The organism is Streptomyces albireticuli (genome assembly GCF_002192455.1).
Lineage (GTDB): Bacteria > Actinomycetota > Actinomycetes > Streptomycetales > Streptomycetaceae > Streptomyces > Streptomyces albireticuli_B.
This window is the reverse complement of record NZ_CP021744.1, coordinates 3449556-3466674: the sequence shown is the minus strand read 5'-3', so window position 1 is coordinate 3466674 and position 17119 is coordinate 3449556. Positions and strand designations below refer to the sequence as shown.

Here is a 17119-nt window from a genome sequence, read left to right as displayed (position 1 = left end):
TGTACCGGATTACCGGTAAACATTCACGGAGAGTTTGATCCTGGCTCAGGACGAACGCTGGCGGCGTGCTTAACACATGCAAGTCGAACGATGAAGCCCTTCGGGGTGGATTAGTGGCGAACGGGTGAGTAACACGTGGGCAATCTGCCCTGCACTCTGGGACAAGCCCTGGAAACGGGGTCTAATACCGGATAATACCTGCCGAGGCATCTCGGTGGGTTGAAAGCTCCGGCGGTGCAGGATGAGCCCGCGGCCTATCAGCTTGTTGGTGGGGTGATGGCCTACCAAGGCGACGACGGGTAGCCGGCCTGAGAGGGCGACCGGCCACACTGGGACTGAGACACGGCCCAGACTCCTACGGGAGGCAGCAGTGGGGAATATTGCACAATGGGCGAAAGCCTGATGCAGCGACGCCGCGTGAGGGATGACGGCCTTCGGGTTGTAAACCTCTTTCAGCAGGGAAGAAGCGAAAGTGACGGTACCTGCAGAAGAAGCGCCGGCTAACTACGTGCCAGCAGCCGCGGTAATACGTAGGGCGCAAGCGTTGTCCGGAATTATTGGGCGTAAAGAGCTCGTAGGCGGCTTGTTGCGTCGGATGTGAAAGCCCGGGGCTTAACCCCGGGTCTGCATTCGATACGGGCAGGCTAGAGTGTGGTAGGGGAGATCGGAATTCCTGGTGTAGCGGTGAAATGCGCAGATATCAGGAGGAACACCGGTGGCGAAGGCGGATCTCTGGGCCATTACTGACGCTGAGGAGCGAAAGCGTGGGGAGCGAACAGGATTAGATACCCTGGTAGTCCACGCCGTAAACGTTGGGAACTAGGTGTTGGCGACATTCCACGTCGTCGGTGCCGCAGCTAACGCATTAAGTTCCCCGCCTGGGGAGTACGGCCGCAAGGCTAAAACTCAAAGGAATTGACGGGGGCCCGCACAAGCAGCGGAGCATGTGGCTTAATTCGACGCAACGCGAAGAACCTTACCAAGGCTTGACATATACCGGAAACGGCCAGAGATGGTCGCCCCCTTGTGGTCGGTATACAGGTGGTGCATGGCTGTCGTCAGCTCGTGTCGTGAGATGTTGGGTTAAGTCCCGCAACGAGCGCAACCCTTGTTCTGTGTTGCCAGCATGCCCTTCGGGGTGATGGGGACTCACAGGAGACTGCCGGGGTCAACTCGGAGGAAGGTGGGGACGACGTCAAGTCATCATGCCCCTTATGTCTTGGGCTGCACACGTGCTACAATGGCCGGTACAATGAGCTGCGATACCGTGAGGTGGAGCGAATCTCAAAAAGCCGGTCTCAGTTCGGATTGGGGTCTGCAACTCGACCCCATGAAGTTGGAGTTGCTAGTAATCGCAGATCAGCATTGCTGCGGTGAATACGTTCCCGGGCCTTGTACACACCGCCCGTCACGTCACGAAAGTCGGTAACACCCGAAGCCGGTGGCCCAACCCTTGTGGAGGGAGCCGTCGAAGGTGGGACTGGCGATTGGGACGAAGTCGTAACAAGGTAGCCGTACCGGAAGGTGCGGCTGGATCACCTCCTTTCTAAGGAGCATATAGCCGACTGCGAGCGAATGACTCGCACGGTTGCTCATGGGTGGAACGTTGACTATTCGGCACGATCCGGTGGGATCACTAGTACTGCTTCGGCGTGGAACGTGAATTTCATCTGGGTCGGGCCGGGCACGCTGTTGGGTGTCTGAGGGTACGGACTTCGGTCTGAACCTTCTAACGCCGGCCCCGGTGAACTCCACTGCAAGGTGGGGGTGACGGGTGGCTGGTCGTTGCTTGAGAACTGCACAGTGGACGCGAGCATCTGTGGCCAAGTTTTTAAGGGCGCACGGTGGATGCCTTGGCACCAGGAACCGATGAAGGACGTGGGAGGCCACGATAGGCCCCGGGGAGCTGTCAACCAAGCTTTGATCCGGGGGTGTCCGAATGGGGAAACCCGGCAGTCGTCATGGGCTGTCACCCGCTGCTGAACACATAGGCAGTGTGGAGGGAACGCGGGGAAGTGAAACATCTCAGTACCCGCAGGAAGAGAAAACAACCGTGATTCCGGGAGTAGTGGCGAGCGAAACCGGATGAGGCCAAACCGTATGTGTGTGATACCCGGCAGGGGTTGCGCATGCGGGGTTGTGGGATCTCTTTTTCATAGTCTGCCGGCTGTGAGACGAGTCAGAAACCGTTGGTGTAGGCGAAGGACATGCGAAAGGTCCGGCGTAGAGGGTAAGACCCCCGTAGCTGAAACATCAACGGCTCGTTTAAGAGACACCCAAGTAGCACGGGGCCCGAGAAATCCCGTGTGAATCTGGCGGGACCACCCGTTAAGCCTAAATATTCCCTGGTGACCGATAGCGGATAGTACCGTGAGGGAATGGTGAAAAGTACCGCGGGAGCGGAGTGAAATAGTACCTGAAACCGTGTGCCTACAAGCCGTGGGAGCGTCGCGCATCGAGCTTGCTCGGTGCGTCGTGACTGCGTGCCTTTTGAAGAATGAGCCTGCGAGTTTGCGGTGTGTTGCGAGGTTAACCCGTGTGGGGAAGCCGTAGCGAAAGCGAGTCCGAATAGGGCGATTGAGTAGCGCGCCCAAGACCCGAAGCGGAGTGATCTAGCCATGGGCAGGTTGAAGCGGAGGTAAGACTTCGTGGAGGACCGAACCCACCAGGGTTGAAAACCTGGGGGATGACCTGTGGTTAGGGGTGAAAGGCCAATCAAACTCCGTGATAGCTGGTTCTCCCCGAAATGCATTTAGGTGCAGCGTCGTGTGTTTCTTGCCGGAGGTAGAGCACTGGATAGGCGATGGGCCCTACCGGGTTACTGACCTTAGCCAAACTCCGAATGCCGGTAAGTGAGAGCGCGGCAGTGAGACTGTGGGGGATAAGCTCCATGGTCGAGAGGGAAACAGCCCAGAGCATCGACTAAGGCCCCTAAGCGTACGCTAAGTGGGAAAGGATGTGGAGTCGCAGAGACAACCAGGAGGTTGGCTTAGAAGCAGCCACCCTTGAAAGAGTGCGTAATAGCTCACTGGTCAAGTGATTCCGCGCCGACAATGTAGCGGGGCTCAAGCGTACCGCCGAAGTCGTGTCATTCCAGCACATACCCCCAACGGGGGCTGGGATGGGTAGGGGAGCGTCGTGTGCCGGGTGAAGCAGCCGCGGAAGCGAGTTGTGGACGGTTCACGAGTGAGAATGCAGGCATGAGTAGCGATACACACGTGGGAAACGTGTGCGCCGATTGACTAAGGGTTCCTGGGTCAAGCTGATCTGCCCAGGGTAAGTCGGGACCTAAGGCGAGGCCGACAGGCGTAGTCGATGGACAACCGGTTGATATTCCGGTACCCGCTTTGAAACGCCCAATATCGAATCAGGCGATGCTAAGTCCGTGAAGCCGCCCCGATCTCTTCGGAGTTGAGGGGAGTGGTGGAGCCGACGAACCAGACTTGTAGTAGGTAAGCGATGGGGTGACGCAGGAAGGTAGTCCAGCCCGGGCGGTGGTTGTCCCGGGGTAAGGGTGTAGGGCGCTGTCTAGGCAAATCCGGACAGCATGAAGCCTGAGACCTGATGCCGAGCCGATTGTGGTGAAGTGGATGATCCTATGCTGTCGAGAAAAGCCTCTAGCGAGTTTCATGGCGGCCCGTACCCTAAACCGACTCAGGTGGTCAGGTAGAGAATACCGAGGCGTTCGGGTGAACTATGGTTAAGGAACTCGGCAAAATGCCCCCGTAACTTCGGGAGAAGGGGGGCCATGTCCGGTGATGGAATTTACTTCCTGAGCTGGGTGTGGCCGCAGAGACCAGCGAGAAGCGACTGTTTACTAAAAACACAGGTCCGTGCGAAGCCGTAAGGCGATGTATACGGACTGACGCCTGCCCGGTGCTGGAACGTTAAGGGGACCGGTTAGCTTGGATTCGTCCAGGCGAAGCTGAGAACTTAAGCGCCAGTAAACGGCGGTGGTAACTATAACCATCCTAAGGTAGCGAAATTCCTTGTCGGGTAAGTTCCGACCTGCACGAATGGCGTAACGACTTCTCGACTGTCTCAACCATAGGCCCGGTGAAATTGCACTACGAGTAAAGATGCTCGTTTCGCGCAGCAGGACGGAAAGACCCCGGGACCTTTACTATAGCTTGATATTGGTGTTCGGTTCGGCTTGTGTAGGATAGGTGGGAGACTGTGAAGCATGCACGCCAGTGTGTGTGGAGTCGTCGTTGAAATACCACTCTGGTCGTGCTGGATGTCTAACCTGGGTCCGTGATCCGGATCAGGGACAGTGTCTGGTGGGTAGTTTAACTGGGGCGGTTGCCTCCTAAAGAGTAACGGAGGCGCCCAAAGGTTCCCTCAGCCTGGTTGGCAATCAGGTGTTGAGTGTAAGTGCACAAGGGAGCTTGACTGTGAGACCGACGGGTCGAGCAGGGACGAAAGTCGGGACTAGTGATCCGGCGGTGGCTTGTGGAAGCGCCGTCGCTCAACGGATAAAAGGTACCCCGGGGATAACAGGCTGATCTTCCCCAAGAGTCCATATCGACGGGATGGTTTGGCACCTCGATGTCGGCTCGTCGCATCCTGGGGCTGGAGTCGGTCCCAAGGGTTGGGCTGTTCGCCCATTAAAGCGGTACGCGAGCTGGGTTTAGAACGTCGTGAGACAGTTCGGTCCCTATCCGCTGTGCGCGTAGGAGTCTTGAGAAGGGCTGTCCCTAGTACGAGAGGACCGGGACGGACGAACCTCTGGTGTGCCAGTTGTCCTGCCAAGGGCATGGCTGGTTGGCTACGTTCGGAAAGGATAACCGCTGAAAGCATCTAAGCGGGAAGCCTGCTTCGAGATGAGGACTCCCTCCTCCTTTGAGAGGGTAAGGCTCCCAGTAGACGACTGGGTTGATAGGCCAGGTGTGGAAGACCGGTAACGGTTGGAGCTGACTGGTACTAATAGGCCGAGGGCTTGTCCTCAGTTGCTCGCGTCCACTGTGTAGGTTCTGAAGTAACGACCCGTGTCGATATCCGGTTTCGTTAATTTCATAGAGTTTCGGTGGTCATAGCGTTAGGGAAACGCCCGGTTACATTCCGAACCCGGAAGCTAAGCCTTTCAGCGCCGATGGTACTGCATGGGGGACCGTGTGGGAGAGTAGGACGCCGCCGAACAATTTTTAGCCTCAGGCCCCGAGTTTTCACTCGGGGCCTGAGGCATTTTTGCGTTCACAACCTTTTTCTTATGCGCTGCGGTCCAGCATTTCTTTTCGCACCGATCCCAGGAGCGGCTCCCCGCGCATCAGCCGGCCGATTTCTTCCACCGCGTACGCGCCCAGCCGTCGCGCCTCGCTTCCCTGGGCGCCGGCGATATGCGGGGTCACCAGCACATGGGGCATACGCAGCAGCGGGTGTTCCGTCGGCAGGGGTTCGGGGTCGGTGACGTCGAGCACTGCGCTCAGCCGGCCCGAGGCGCATTCGCGGGTGAGGGCGTCCGTGTCGACCAGCGCACCCCGTGCCGTATTCACGATCGTGGCACCGTCGGGGAGAAGGGCCAGGCGCCGCGCGTCGAGCAGATGACGCGTCTCGGGCGTCTGCGGCGCGTGCACCGTGACGATCCCGGCCCTTCGGCACAGCGAGTCCAGGTCCACCGGCTCGGCGCCCAGGAGCTCCGCCTCCGCCCCCGGCACGTACGGGTCGTGGAGCAGCAGCCGGTATCCCGCGTCGGAAGCGCGCAGGCCGGCCAGGACCCGGCGGCCGATGCGGGAGGCGCCGATGACGCCGATCGTCCGCCCGTCGGCCCCCTGCCGGTCCCGGAACGCGGGCCAGCCTCCTCCGTACGACGCCGCGGCCGCCAGCGAGCCCTTCGCCGCCAAGGCGAGGGCGGCGAGGGTGAAATCGGCGACCGGGCCCGCGTTGGCGTCCGCCGCCGACGAGACGACGATGCCGCGCTCCCATACCGCCGCCGACACCAGCCCCTTCACCGAGCCCGCCGCGTGCACGACCGCTCGTAGCCGCGGGGCGGCGCGCAGCACGTCCTCCGTCAGCGGTGGACACCCCCAGCCCGTGAGGAGGATGTCGGCGCGCGCGAGCGCCTCGCGCGCCTCCGGTGTGGTGAGCGCGCCGGTCAGTACGCCGGGAAGCGGAGCCGCGAGTCGAGCGAGGCGGGTGCGCAGGTCCGGCGGGAGGACCGCCTCGGCCTCGTCCGCCCCCATGGCCGTCACCACCACGGCCCCCGCCCGCTCAGCGCTCACGGGCTGCCCCATGCCCGTACCCCGGCCGGGGAAAACCCGTCGAGCTGCTCTTCGCCCGCCCCCGCGGGCTGAACCGCTAGCCGACCAGGGCCCGGTGGGGCCAGCGGGCGCGGGCCTGTTCCTCGGAGCGCATCAGCGCGTAGGTCGGGAGGCCGTGCTCGGCACCCGTCGTGAGCAGCTCCGGGAGGGCGGGGATCGGGGCGACGGCGGCGACGTCGTCCAGCACGAGCGTGAGTGGTGGGTCGAGCCGACCGGAAGATGACCGTGCGGCCATGCCCCGGCCGTGCTCGACCACGCTCGCGGCGAGTGCGGTCAGCAGAGGCATCGCACCCGGGCGTGCCCGGGGATCCTCAATCGCCTCACCCACCACGTAGAGCGTTCCCCCTTCGGCGACGAATGATTCCCACGCGAGCGAATCGGCTCGATTTGGGTTGCAGGCGTCACGAATGTGGAGGGATGACAGCGAGTTGAGTGCGCGGGAGGTCAACTCCTGTGCCATGTCCTTACGTTCCGGATGGCCTGTGAGCGCGGACTCCAACTCACCGGCGGCGCCGCCCGCCGCCTTGGGATGCGTCCGGAGGATCCGTACGGGCTCGTGGGCCGTGTTCCCCTGTGCCCAGCGGTGCACATGGCGGAACGGCCGGCCGCCCACGGCGGCGGCGTGCAGCCAGCAGCGGAGGAGCGTCTCCGCGGTGTCGGCGGTGGCGGAGTCCAGGGCGCTCAGGGGGCGCACGGGGGCGAGGAGCGCGGTGGCGCGCGCCGCCGCCGTCTCGCGGGTGCCGCAGCCGGCGGTGGGGCTCCAGCGGAGGCGGTCGGGGGTGTCGAGGAGGTGCCCGGGGTCGAAGACGTGGACCGGGCCGAGCTTCGCCCGCGCGTCCTTGGTCTCCGCCCAGAGCCCGGGGTCGGCGGTGGTGACGAGAACCGGCCCGGCCGCTTCGCGTACGAGCCGGGCGGCGACGCCCTGGCGGTCGGCGCCGTAGAGGACACGGGAGGTGACGGCGGACGCGGCAGCGGCCCCGCTGGACGAGGCCGGCGTGCCGCCACCGGCCGCCGTGGGCGCGGTGGGCCGTTCGACGGGCTGCGAGGCCGCTGAGGGCTGCGCGGGCAGGGCGACGGGGGCAAGCGGAAGAGTAGAGGCGGCGGGGGCGTCGGAGGAGGCGCTGAGGGCTGCCGGGGCGCCGACGGTCGTCGCTCCGGACCCGGCGGTACCGCTGCCGACTCCGGCCGCCCCGGCACGTGCCTCGCCGACCCCGACCCCGGCTGTCCCGGCCTCCGTCCCGATCTCCCTGGCCGTCCCGGCGCCACCTGTCCCCCGGTCGCAGGAACGCTCGCTTCCACCCCTGCCGGAGCCTCCGTGGCCGCCGCCGGTGCCTCCGCCTGCGACCCTGTCGCCGTCCGCGCGTTCCGGGCGCGCCGCCCTCCGGCCCGTAGCTCCTCCCTGCGCCGGGCGCGGACCGCCCGCCAGCGGGCCAGTGTGCCGATGACGAACACACCGAACACGATCAGCACCAGCGACTCGCCGATGAGGAGGCCCCAGAAGAGCCCGTACCCCGAAAGGGCGTCGGCCGGGGTGTCCGGCCAGGCGGCGGGCAGGTCGCTCGGTCTCGTCAGCAGGTGCCGCAGGGCCATGGGCGTGCGGGGGAGGCTGACGCCCTCCGGCCAGGAGCCGTGCGCGAAGAGGGCCGCGAGCCCGGTCGTCACCCACACGAGCAGCGTCAGACTCAGCAATAACGCGATCACACCGACCAGCAGGCCGTCCGGAACGCCGCCTTCCGAGCGGCGGCCGTGCGTGGATCCCGGTCCGGCCACGGTCAGGCCACCGTCGACTCGGAGGAACCGTAGGCCTCGTCGGCCAGTTGGGCCTCGATCGCCGCCGAGGCCCGCTCGGCGGCCGCGGCCTCCGCGGCGAGCTCGCGGGCCGGGTCGCCGTCCTCGGTCATGGCGCGGTCGGTGTAGACCAGCGGCCGCTCGGCCTCGGTGATGAGGTGCTTGACGACCTGGACGTTGCCGTTGACGTCCCAGACGGCGATGCCCGGCGTCAGCGTCGGGATGATCTCCACGGCCCAGCGCGGCAGGCCCAGCACCTGGCCCGTGGCGCGCGCCTCGTCGGCCTTCTGGGCGTAGATGGTCCGGGTCGAGGCCATCTTGAGGATCGCGGCCGCCTCCCGGGCCGCCGCGCCGTCCACGACGTCGGAGAGGTGGTGGACGACGGCCACGAACGAGAGGCCGAGCCGGCGCCCGAACTTCAGCAACCGCTGGAAGAGCTGGGCGACGAACGGCGAGTTGATGATGTGCCAGGCCTCCTCGACCAGGAAGATCCGTTTCTTCCGGTCGGGGCGGATCCAGGTGTGCTCCAGCCAGACGCCGACGATCGCCATCAGGATGGGCATGGCGATGGAGTTGCGGTCGATGTGCGAGAGGTCGAAGACGATCAGGGGTGCGTCGAGGTCGATGCCCGCCGTCGTCGGCCCGTCGAACATGCCCCGGAGGTCGCCGTCCACGAGCCGGTCGAGGACCAGCGCGACGTCGAGGCCCCAGGCCCGGACGTCGTCTATGTCGACATTCATCGTCTCCGCGGACTCGGCCTCCGGGTGCCGCAGCTGCTCCACGATGTCGGTCAGCACGGGCTGCCGGTCGCGGATCGAGTCGTTGACGTACGCGTGGGCGACCTTGAGGGCGAAGCCGGCGCGCTCGTCGAGCCCGCGGCCGGTGGCGACCTCGATGATCGTCCGGAGGAGGGCGAGCTGGCCGGTCGTGGTGATCGCCGGGTCGAGCGGGTTGAGCCGGATACCGCCGTGCAGGGCGGCGGCCGGGTCGAGCCGGATGGGGGTTATTCCCAGCTCCTGCGCGATGAGGTTCCACTCGCCGACGCCGTCCTCGCCCTGGGCGTCGAGGACGACGACCTGCCGGTCGCGGAAGCGCAGCTGGCGCAGGACGTACGTCTTCTCCAGCGCCGACTTGCCGTTGCCGGACTCGCCGAGGACGAGCCAGTGCGGGGCCGGGAGCTGCTGTCCGTACAGCTGGAAGGGGTCGTAGATGTACCCCTTGCCGGAGTACACCTCGCGGCCGATGATCACGCCGGAGTCGCCGAGGCCCGGGGCCGCGGTGGGCAGGTAGACGGCCTGCGCCTGACCGGTGGAGGTGCGCACCGGGAGCCGGGTGGTCTCCACCTTCCCGAACAGGAAGCTCGTGAAGGCCTCGGTCACTGTGGCGAGCGGGTCGAGCACGGCGATTGCCCCTATCGTCGGATGCCGGTCGCGAACGGCAGCGTGTTGACGAAGGCCCGGTGGTGCTCGCGGTCGCACCACTCCAGCTTCAGATAGCTCTTGCCGGCCGAGGCTCTTATCGTCCGCTTGTCACGCGCGAGCGCCTCCGGCGAGCGCGAGGACACGGTGATGTACCCGACGAGGTTGACGCCCGCCGCACCGCTGGCGAGGTCCTCGCCGCGCTGGTCGACGCGGGAGTGGTGGGCGACGTCACGGGGGTCGACGACCCGGTTCATCTTGGCGGCGCGGGAGGCGTCCGCGTCGTCGTTCGTCTTCTCGGTGAGCATCCGCTCGATGGCGACGTCGGTCGGCTCCAGGTCCATGCAGACCGCGACCGTCCGGATGACGTCGGGGGTGTGGACGAGCAGGGGCGCGAGGAAGTTGACCCCCACGGGTGTCATCGGCCACTCCTTCACCCACGCGGTGGCGTGACACCAGGGTGCCCGTGTTGACGACTCGCGCGTCTTGGCCTGGAGGTAGGTCGGCTCCATGGCGTCCAGCTCGGCCGGCCACGCGTTGCGCTGGGTCATCGCCTGGATGTGGTCGATGGGGTGGTCCGGGTCGTACATGGAGTGCACCAGGGACGCCAGGCGCCCCTGGCCGAGCGGCTGCCGGACCCGGATGTCGGCCTCGGCGAGCCGGGCGCAGATGTCGGTCAGCTCGCGGGCCATGACGACGGCGAGGCCGCCGTCCCGGTCCAGCCGCCGGCTGCCGCGCTCGTGCCGGGAGGCGCGCGCGATGGCCTGTGCCTCGGAGGCCAGTTCCCGGGTGTAGTGCATGCAGGCGACGAGGTAGGCGCGGTGCTGCTCGGAGGAGGTCGACACCATCGACTGGAGCTGCTCGTACGAGTCCTGGAGCCACTTGGGGGAGTTGACGTTCCCGCGCCGCTCGACGTCCTTGGCGTGCGCGTCGGGGTCGGCGGGCAGCGTGCGGGCCAGTATCTGCAACCGCGTCACATAGCCGTCGCCGTTGGCCACATGCTTGAGCAGCGTCCCGAAGCGGTCGACCAGGGCCTCCTGGTCCTCCGAGTCGCGCAGGCCGACACCCGGCCCCTCGATCTCGATCGCGGCGGTGACCGTGCGGCGGTCGGCGTGCAGCAGCACCGCGATCTCGTCCGGGCCGAACGGCGCGGCCAGCCAGTTGATCCGGCCGATGCCGGGCGGCGGGCCGACATCGAACTCCCGCCCGTCCAGGCGGGTGCCGGCCTCGGCCGCGCCCGAGCGGTACGTCGTACCCCGGCGCAGGGTCCGCTTGTACGTGCGGTTGATCTCAAACCATTTGTAGAAGGTGCGGTGCTTGTACGGCACGTAGACGGCCGCCAGCGCCAGCGTCGGGAACCCGGTGAGGGCGAGGATCCGCAGCGGGAGGATCGGCACCAGGAGGCCGCTCATCATGCCCAGGAACGCTCCGGCGATGATCAGCGCGATCTCGCCGGTCTCCCGGTTCTTGCCGACGACCGCGTTGGGACGAGCGCGGCCGATCAGATATGTACGGCGGGCCGCGATCGGCTGGGACGGTGCCTGAATCGTCAACTCCGCTCACCTCCTGGCGTATTGCTGCGGTTCTGCGCGCGGTTCGCCGAGGCACCGGAGGAGGCGCTTCCGCTGCCGTTCCCCTCCGGGCGGGCGGGCGCGCGGGTGCTGTGGGCGGCGACGCCGCCGGAGACGGAGTTGGCGGGACGGGCCTGCTGGCCGCCGTTGCCACCGCCCCCGGAGCCGCGGGCGCTGTGCGTGGTGATGCCCTGCTTGACCAGGGCGGCGGGCGAGGAGATCACGGCGGCGGCCTGGCGGGACGCCGCGTCCTTGCTCGCACCGCGGGTGCTGACGATCTCGTCGCCGAAGCCGGGGACGAAGCGATAGATCATCGCACTGGCGAAGATGGCGAGAATGATGATGGCGAGCCCGGACACGACCGCGGAGAAGGAGTTGGGCCCCTTCCCGGAGGACAGCGCTCCGGCCAGGCCCAGCACCACCACGATGATCGGCTTGACCAGGATCACCGCGATCATGATGCCCGCCCAGCGGCGGACGTGGCCCCACATGTTCTTGTCGACCAGCCCCGCGTAGACGGCGGTGCCGAGCAGGGCCCCGACGTAGAGCAGGGCGGCCCGGATGACCAGCTCCAGCCACAGGACGCCGGCGGCCAGTACGGAGACGAGGGACACCACGATCAGCATGATCGGGCCGCCGCCGATGCCGTCGCCCTTCTTGAGCGCGTCGGCGAAGCCGCCGAAGAAGGCGTCGTTGTTCGCGTTCGTACCCGCGGAGATCACTTCGGTCACGGCGTCCGTGGCGGACACCAGGGTGTAGAGGATCAGCGGGGTGAACGCGGACGCGAGCACCGTCAGCCACAGGAACCCCACGGCCTCCGTGAACGCCTCGGTGAACGGCACGCCCCGCACGGCCCTCTTGGCCACGGCGAGCAGCCACAGGACGAGCGTGAGGATGGTGGAGGCGGCGAAGACGACGGCGTACTGACGGAGGAAGGTGGCGTTGGTGAAGTCGACGTTGCCGGTGGCCTGTACGGCCTCGGAGAGCTTCCGGATGATCCAGGAGGCGGCGTCGGCGCATCCCTTACCGAGGGAGGCCAGGGGGTCGAGGGGGGTTTGGGCGTCGGGGGCGGTGGGGGTGCTGTCTGTGGTCTTCTTGTCGTCGCCCTTGCCCTCGCAGTAACTCTTGGCCAGGCCCACGATGAGGTCGCAGGCGTTGGTGCCCTTACTGGGCACGTTGGACGCGGGGTTGCTGCTGCTCGGTGACGGTGTCGGGGAAGGAGTCGGACTCGGGGCGGCTGCCGCCCGTGAGGCCAGGGCCAGCACGGCTACCTGGAGCGAGACGAGTGCCGCTGAGAGCGAGAGGCCACGGCGACGGCGGCTACCTGGCATAAGTGAACCCTCCGTATCCGCTGACCGCGTTGTTGATCTCGTCGGCGGTCGACGCCTGTACGTCACCGCCGACAGGTGCCGGACCCTGCTTCTGGCTTGAGGACGAGACCTTCCAGTCGTTGTCCACCCAGCGGAGCTTCTGCGTGAGGGTGAACCACGTCTGGGTGACGGGCCTGGTCGACCCCTCCCCGGCGAGCCCCACCAGACCCGTGCACCACACCTCGACCGTGGCCTCGTCGTCCTTGTACGCGGTGGTCTTGGAACCCACAGGCACGGTGCGCGAGATGAAGGTCTGGCCCTTCGGAGCCGTCCCGTCGGGCTTGAGTCCGAGATTCTTGAAGAACCCCTCGGTGTAGGCCTTGTCCAGTTCCTTCTCAAGGGCGGGCGCGGTGTCGGGGGTGTGGACGGCGCTCACGATCGCGTGACGGCTGTCCGCTTTGAACATCCCGTCACCCCCCAGCGCCACCGCGAAGTTCGCCGCCGCCGACTGCGCCCCCTGCTCCGTGTGGGCGAAACCCGAGGCGATTCCGGCGGTCTTGCCGCCGACCGGCTTGGTGCCGGTAGGCCCCGTCGGCTGCGCACTCGCCGTTCTCCCGCCGCCCTTCTCCGACTCGTCCGAAGCGGAATCCCCGCCACCTCTGTTCGCGAACGCGATCGCCGCGATGAGGAGGACCACGACTCCCACGACCGTCACCAGATTCCGGCTGGACAGCCCCGTACGCCCGCCCCCGCGGCCGCCGCGCCCCCCGCGCCGGGCCGGCGCGTACGGGTCGCCCTCGCCCTCCGGGAGGCGGGTGCGCGTCAGGTGACGGTCGCCGTAGTCGCGGTAGTCACCGCCTGACCGGCCGGAGTCCTGGCCGTTGCCGCCGTAGCCGTCGTCGCCGAGGCTCATCGCCCGCACGTCCCCTCATACGTCGTCGCGTCTGTGGCACCCGCATATGACGGTAGCGGCGGGAAGGGAATCCGGGGGGAGGAGTACGAGGGGGTGTGAGGGGGCATCAGGTGGCAGCCTCGGTGCGGGGGGACTCGGGGACGAGAGGGTCTGCGCGGGGACGATGCGCGGGTGGAGCGGGCGGAACGCGGAGCGGAGGAGCGGTCGGGAGGGGGCGCGCGGCCGGCCGGGGCCGGTGGGCGGTCCTCGGTCGGTGCGGGTCAGACGGCCATGCCGTAGACGATGGTGAAGAGCGTGCCCAGCGAGCCGATGATGAAGACTCCGGTCAGACCGGCCACGATCAGGCCCTTGCCCTGCTCCGCGCTGAATGTGTCACGCAGCGCCGTCGCGCCGATCCGCTGCTTCGCCGCGCCCCAGATCGCGATGGCGAGGCAGAGCAGGATGGCCACGGCCATCACGACCTCGACCATGATCCGGGCCTCTTGGCCGAGATTGCCGAACGGCCCCCAGTTGGGGGCGATTCCACCGATGATGGTGTTGATGTCACCTTTTCCAGCCGCCAGAATCATTTGTAACTCACCGCCCCTTTATGGGTAGTTGTGTCACGCCCCTGCCGCGCGGCAAAGGTCGGGACCTATCTTCGCCGACGAAGCCGCCTCAGCATGTCGACTTGGCGTCATTTTTTGGCGGAACCCGTACGCATCGGGGTCGCTACCGGTCTGACCTGCGACGCGAGGCGTTGTCAGTGCGGAGTCCTATGGTGACTCTGTGTATCACGCGGGTGGACGCCGAGCAATGAGTGAGGGGTGGGGAGGGCGCGGGGATGTTCAAACGACTATGTGTTCGGTCGGTACGCTGGGGCCTGCGCCGCCCGGGAGACCACCGGGCCTCGTGGCTCTGGGGCCGTGTGGGGCGCGTCGGGGGCGTCGAGATCAAGGGTGATGCGGGTGCTGGTTGCCGATCGGTACCGGCTGGGGGAGCTTCTCGGCCGCGGCGGCATGGGCGAAGTCTGGCAGGCGCGGGACGAGGTGCTGGGCCGTCAGGTGGCGGTGAAGCTCCTCCTGGACGGCGACGGCGACGAGTCCGCGGCCGGCCGATTCCGGCTGGAGGCCCAGACCGCGGCCCGGCTGAATCACCCTCAGGTGGTCGCGGTCTACGACTTCGGCGCGTGGGACGGGCGCTTCTATCTGGTCATGGAGCTGGTCCGGGGTCCGAGCCTGGCGCAGGAGCTGTCCTCGCGCGGCCCCCTCGACCCGGCCCGCGTCGCCACCATCGCCGCGCAGGCCGCTTCCGGCCTGGCGGCGGCCCACCGGCAGGGTGTGGTGCACCGGGACGTCAAGCCCGGGAACCTGATGCTGGACGCCGACGGCACACTGAAGATCGGCGACTTCGGGATCGCCCGCTTCGTCGACGAGACCTCGGCCAATCTGACCCGGGTGGGCCAGATCGTCGGCACCAGCACCTACCTCGCCCCGGAGCGGGCCCTCGGCCGGCCGGCGGGCCCCGCCTCCGACGTCTACGCCCTGGGGTGCGTGCTCTATCAGCTCCTGGCCGGCCGGCCGCCCTTCTGGGCGGACAGTCCGACCGCGCTGCTCTACCTCCACGTCGACGCGGAGCCGGTGCCTCCGCGTACGCACCGGGCGGACCTGCCGCCCGCCTTCGAGACCTATCTGCTGCGGATGCTGGCCAAGCAGCCGGAGGCGCGGCCCTCGGCGGAGGAGGTCGCGGACTGGTTCGCGGGAGCCTCCTGGCGGGAAGCGCCGCGGCCGCCCGTGCCGGGCCCGCTGTCCTCGGCGGTGCCCCCGCCCTCGACGTCGCCCTCCCCTGCGCGGGTGCCCATGCCGCCCTCCGCGGCCCCGTGGCCGCCCGGCCCCGCGACGCCCCCCGGCTTCGCCCCGGCGCCCCCCGGCTTCGCCCCGGCGCCGGGCCCCGGTCCGTCGTCCACCGCTTCGTTCCCGGTGGCACCTCCCGGCCCCGTGCCCCCGCCTCCCTCGCGCCGTAAGGGCGGCGGCGGTCGTACGGGCGCGCGGCGTCCGAAGGTGCTGTTGAGCGTGGCCGCCGGTGCGGTGGCGTTCGTCGCGGCGACGCTGTTCGGCGCGTCGGTGTTCGGTGCCGGTGGCACCGGCACCGGGGGCGGGAGCCCCGAGGCGCAGCCGTCGGAGTCGGCCGTGGACCGTGGTGGGGACCTTCCCGCGCCCGGTCCCGACCCGGAGTCCCATCGGGTGGTGCCGGCGGAGGCGTCGGGGGCACCGGAGTCGCCCCGGGCGTCGCGTTCGCCGAAGTCGAAGCCGAAGTCCAGGCCGAAGGGGGAGAAGTCCAAGGACGCGTCCAAGGAGGCGGAGCGGTCCAAGGACGGGGACAAGAGGGACGGGGACAAAAAGGACGGCGACCGTAAGGACCCGGACAAGGGCGAGAAGGACGACAGGGGTGACAGGGACGACGACTGAGTCGTCGTCCCGGCGGGGCTAGTCGATTCCCTCCACGAAGTGGTCGAACTCGCCCGCTTTCACGCCCAGTACGAACGCGTCCCACTTCGTCTCGGTCGTCACCACGACCTTCTCCGGCTTGTGGTTCTCACGGATGTAGACGTTGCCGTCCCCGCCGAAGGCGATCTCCAGGTACTCCGTCTCGTCGCCGTCCTTCGCCGGAATCCATTCGAGCTCGTTCACGTTCATGGTCCCCCCTCGCGGGTCTGCTCATGGGATCTGCGGCACGGGCGTCCGTGCCCGCGCCCACGATAGAGGAGCGGTCGCGGCGGCGGACGTTGACGGATCGACAGGTGGCCGTGAATCGCGGATATGCGGCGGGCTCGTGGGGGAGTATTGCGGGGTGCGGAAGCTCTGGGTGGGCGTGGGTGTCGGGATCGGGATGTGCCTGTGTTTCATCGGGCTGCTCGTCGTCGGCGTGTACTCGGCCGCGGGGAATCTGTTCGGCGAAAACGGAAGCGGGCGTTCCGTGGGGCTCGCGGAAGGCGCGGTGCCCGCGCAGTTCCAGCAGCTCGTGCGGGACTGGGGGAATCTCTGCCCCGCGCTCAACCCCGCGATCCTGGCCGCGCAGATCTACTCGGAGAGCGCCTGGAACCCCAAGGCCGTGAGCCCGGCGGACGCCCGTGGGATAGCGCAGTTCATCCCCGCCACCTGGGATTCGCACGCCATCGACGCCAACAAGGACGGCAAGCGCGACATCTGGGATCCGCAGGACGCCATCCCCTCGGCGGCGGTGTACGACTGCGCGCTGGCCAAGGACGTCAAGGGCGTGCCCGGTGACCTGGCCGACAACATGCTCGCGTCGTACAACGCCGGTCCGTACGCCGTCATCCAGCACCGCGGGGTGCCGCCCTACAGCGAGACCCGGGGCTATGTGAAGGCCATCCGCACCCTGGAGAAGAGCTTCGCGCGGCCGGTCGGCCGGGTGGCGCCCTCGCAGCAGGCGGCCGGGGCGATCTACTACGCCCAGGAGAAGCTCAACACGCCCTACCTCTGGGGCGGCGACGGAACGGCCGAGGACGGCGGCCGGTTCGACTGCTCGGGGCTGACCAAGGCCGCGTACGCCTCCGTGGGCATCGAGCTGCCCCGGGTCGCCAACGACCAGTGGAACGCCGGCGCGCACCCCCGGCGGGACGAGCTGCTCCCCGGGGACCTGGTGTTCTTCGCCTACGACCTGAAGGATCCGCGCAGCATCCACCACGTGGGGCTGTACGTGGGCGGCGGGTACATGATCAACGCTCCGTACACGGGGGCCGTCATCCGTTTCGACAAGATCGACTCACCGGACTACATCGGGGCGACCCGGGTCACCCAGGACGGTGCGAAAGCCCTGGCCGGCGGCAAGGCGGCCTGAGCCGTAGCGCCGACCCTGAGCT

Annotated in this window: 10 protein-coding genes and 3 rRNA genes; 5 read left to right on the top strand and 8 right to left on the bottom strand. The window is 67.4% G+C overall.

The features are described 5' to 3' along the window. The first annotated feature begins 22 nt into the window (after positions 1 to 22). From SMD11_RS14670 to rrf, 3 genes are all read left to right on the top strand, one after another. Positions 23 to 1546: ribosomal RNA gene (locus SMD11_RS14670) — 16S ribosomal RNA — on the top strand. 275 nt (positions 1547 to 1821) lie between these two features. Then, positions 1822 to 4947 (top strand): 23S ribosomal RNA (locus tag SMD11_RS14665). A gap of 75 nt (positions 4948 to 5022) precedes the next feature. Further along, positions 5023 to 5139, top strand: a 5S ribosomal RNA gene (rrf, locus tag SMD11_RS14660). Together the 16S, 23S and 5S rRNA genes form the textbook arrangement of a ribosomal RNA operon. A gap of 68 nt (positions 5140 to 5207) precedes the next feature. Here rrf and SMD11_RS14655 read toward each other — a convergent pair. The 7 genes from SMD11_RS14655 to SMD11_RS14625 all read right to left on the bottom strand — a co-directional run bounded on the left by SMD11_RS14655 (position 5208) and on the right by SMD11_RS14625 (position 13826). Next, positions 5208 to 6179 carry a hydroxyacid dehydrogenase gene (locus SMD11_RS14655; RefSeq protein WP_087930509.1) on the bottom strand — a complete coding sequence of 324 codons (972 nt, stop codon included), beginning with the start codon at positions 6177 to 6179 and terminating at the stop codon, positions 5208 to 5210. A 115-nt stretch (positions 6180 to 6294) separates the two neighbouring features. Continuing rightward, positions 6295 to 6951 (bottom strand): TraM recognition domain-containing protein, encoded by a 657-nt coding sequence (locus SMD11_RS37325; RefSeq protein ID WP_418952442.1) that lies wholly within the window; start codon positions 6949 to 6951, stop codon positions 6295 to 6297. 1078 nt (positions 6952 to 8029) lie between these two features. Further along, positions 8030 to 9445, bottom strand: coding sequence for an ATP-binding protein (locus SMD11_RS14645; protein ID WP_087926891.1), 1416 nt, complete (start codon positions 9443 to 9445; stop codon positions 8030 to 8032). 11 nt (positions 9446 to 9456) lie between these two features. After that, positions 9457 to 11010: an SCO6880 family protein gene (locus SMD11_RS14640; RefSeq protein ID WP_087930507.1), complete on the bottom strand. Its 1554-nt coding sequence runs from the start codon at positions 11008 to 11010 to the stop codon at positions 9457 to 9459. Positions 11011 to 11012: 2 nt separating this feature from the next. Continuing rightward, a complete protein-coding gene (locus tag SMD11_RS14635; protein WP_087926890.1) occupies positions 11013 to 12365 on the bottom strand; it encodes a hypothetical protein in 1353 nt (450 codons plus the stop codon). After that, positions 12355 to 13257, bottom strand: a complete 903-nt coding sequence (locus SMD11_RS14630; protein WP_087930508.1) for a hypothetical protein — start codon at positions 13255 to 13257, stop codon at positions 12355 to 12357. The genes SMD11_RS14635 and SMD11_RS14630 overlap by 11 nt, the downstream gene beginning before the upstream one ends. A 260-nt stretch (positions 13258 to 13517) precedes the next feature. Then, on the bottom strand, positions 13518 to 13826 hold the full coding sequence (locus SMD11_RS14625; RefSeq protein ID WP_087926889.1) for a hypothetical protein: 309 nt from the start codon (positions 13824 to 13826) through the stop codon (positions 13518 to 13520). 378 nt (positions 13827 to 14204) lie between these two features. On the opposite strand from SMD11_RS14625, the gene SMD11_RS14620 reads away from it, so the two are divergent. Continuing rightward, positions 14205 to 15704, top strand: coding sequence for a serine/threonine-protein kinase (locus SMD11_RS14620; protein ID WP_234366039.1), 1500 nt, complete (start codon positions 14205 to 14207; stop codon positions 15702 to 15704). 18 nt (positions 15705 to 15722) lie between these two features. Here SMD11_RS14620 and SMD11_RS14615 read toward each other — a convergent pair whose 3' ends face one another. Further along, complete coding sequence (locus tag SMD11_RS14615) at positions 15723 to 15932, bottom strand: DUF397 domain-containing protein (protein ID WP_087926887.1); 210 nt, start codon at positions 15930 to 15932, stop codon at positions 15723 to 15725. 154 nt (positions 15933 to 16086) lie between these two features. Here SMD11_RS14615 and SMD11_RS14610 point away from each other — a divergent pair, with 154 nt between their 5' ends. Beyond that, positions 16087 to 17097, top strand: coding sequence for a bifunctional lytic transglycosylase/C40 family peptidase (locus SMD11_RS14610; RefSeq protein WP_087926886.1), 1011 nt, complete (start codon positions 16087 to 16089; stop codon positions 17095 to 17097). Positions 17098 to 17119: the final 22 nt, after the last annotated feature.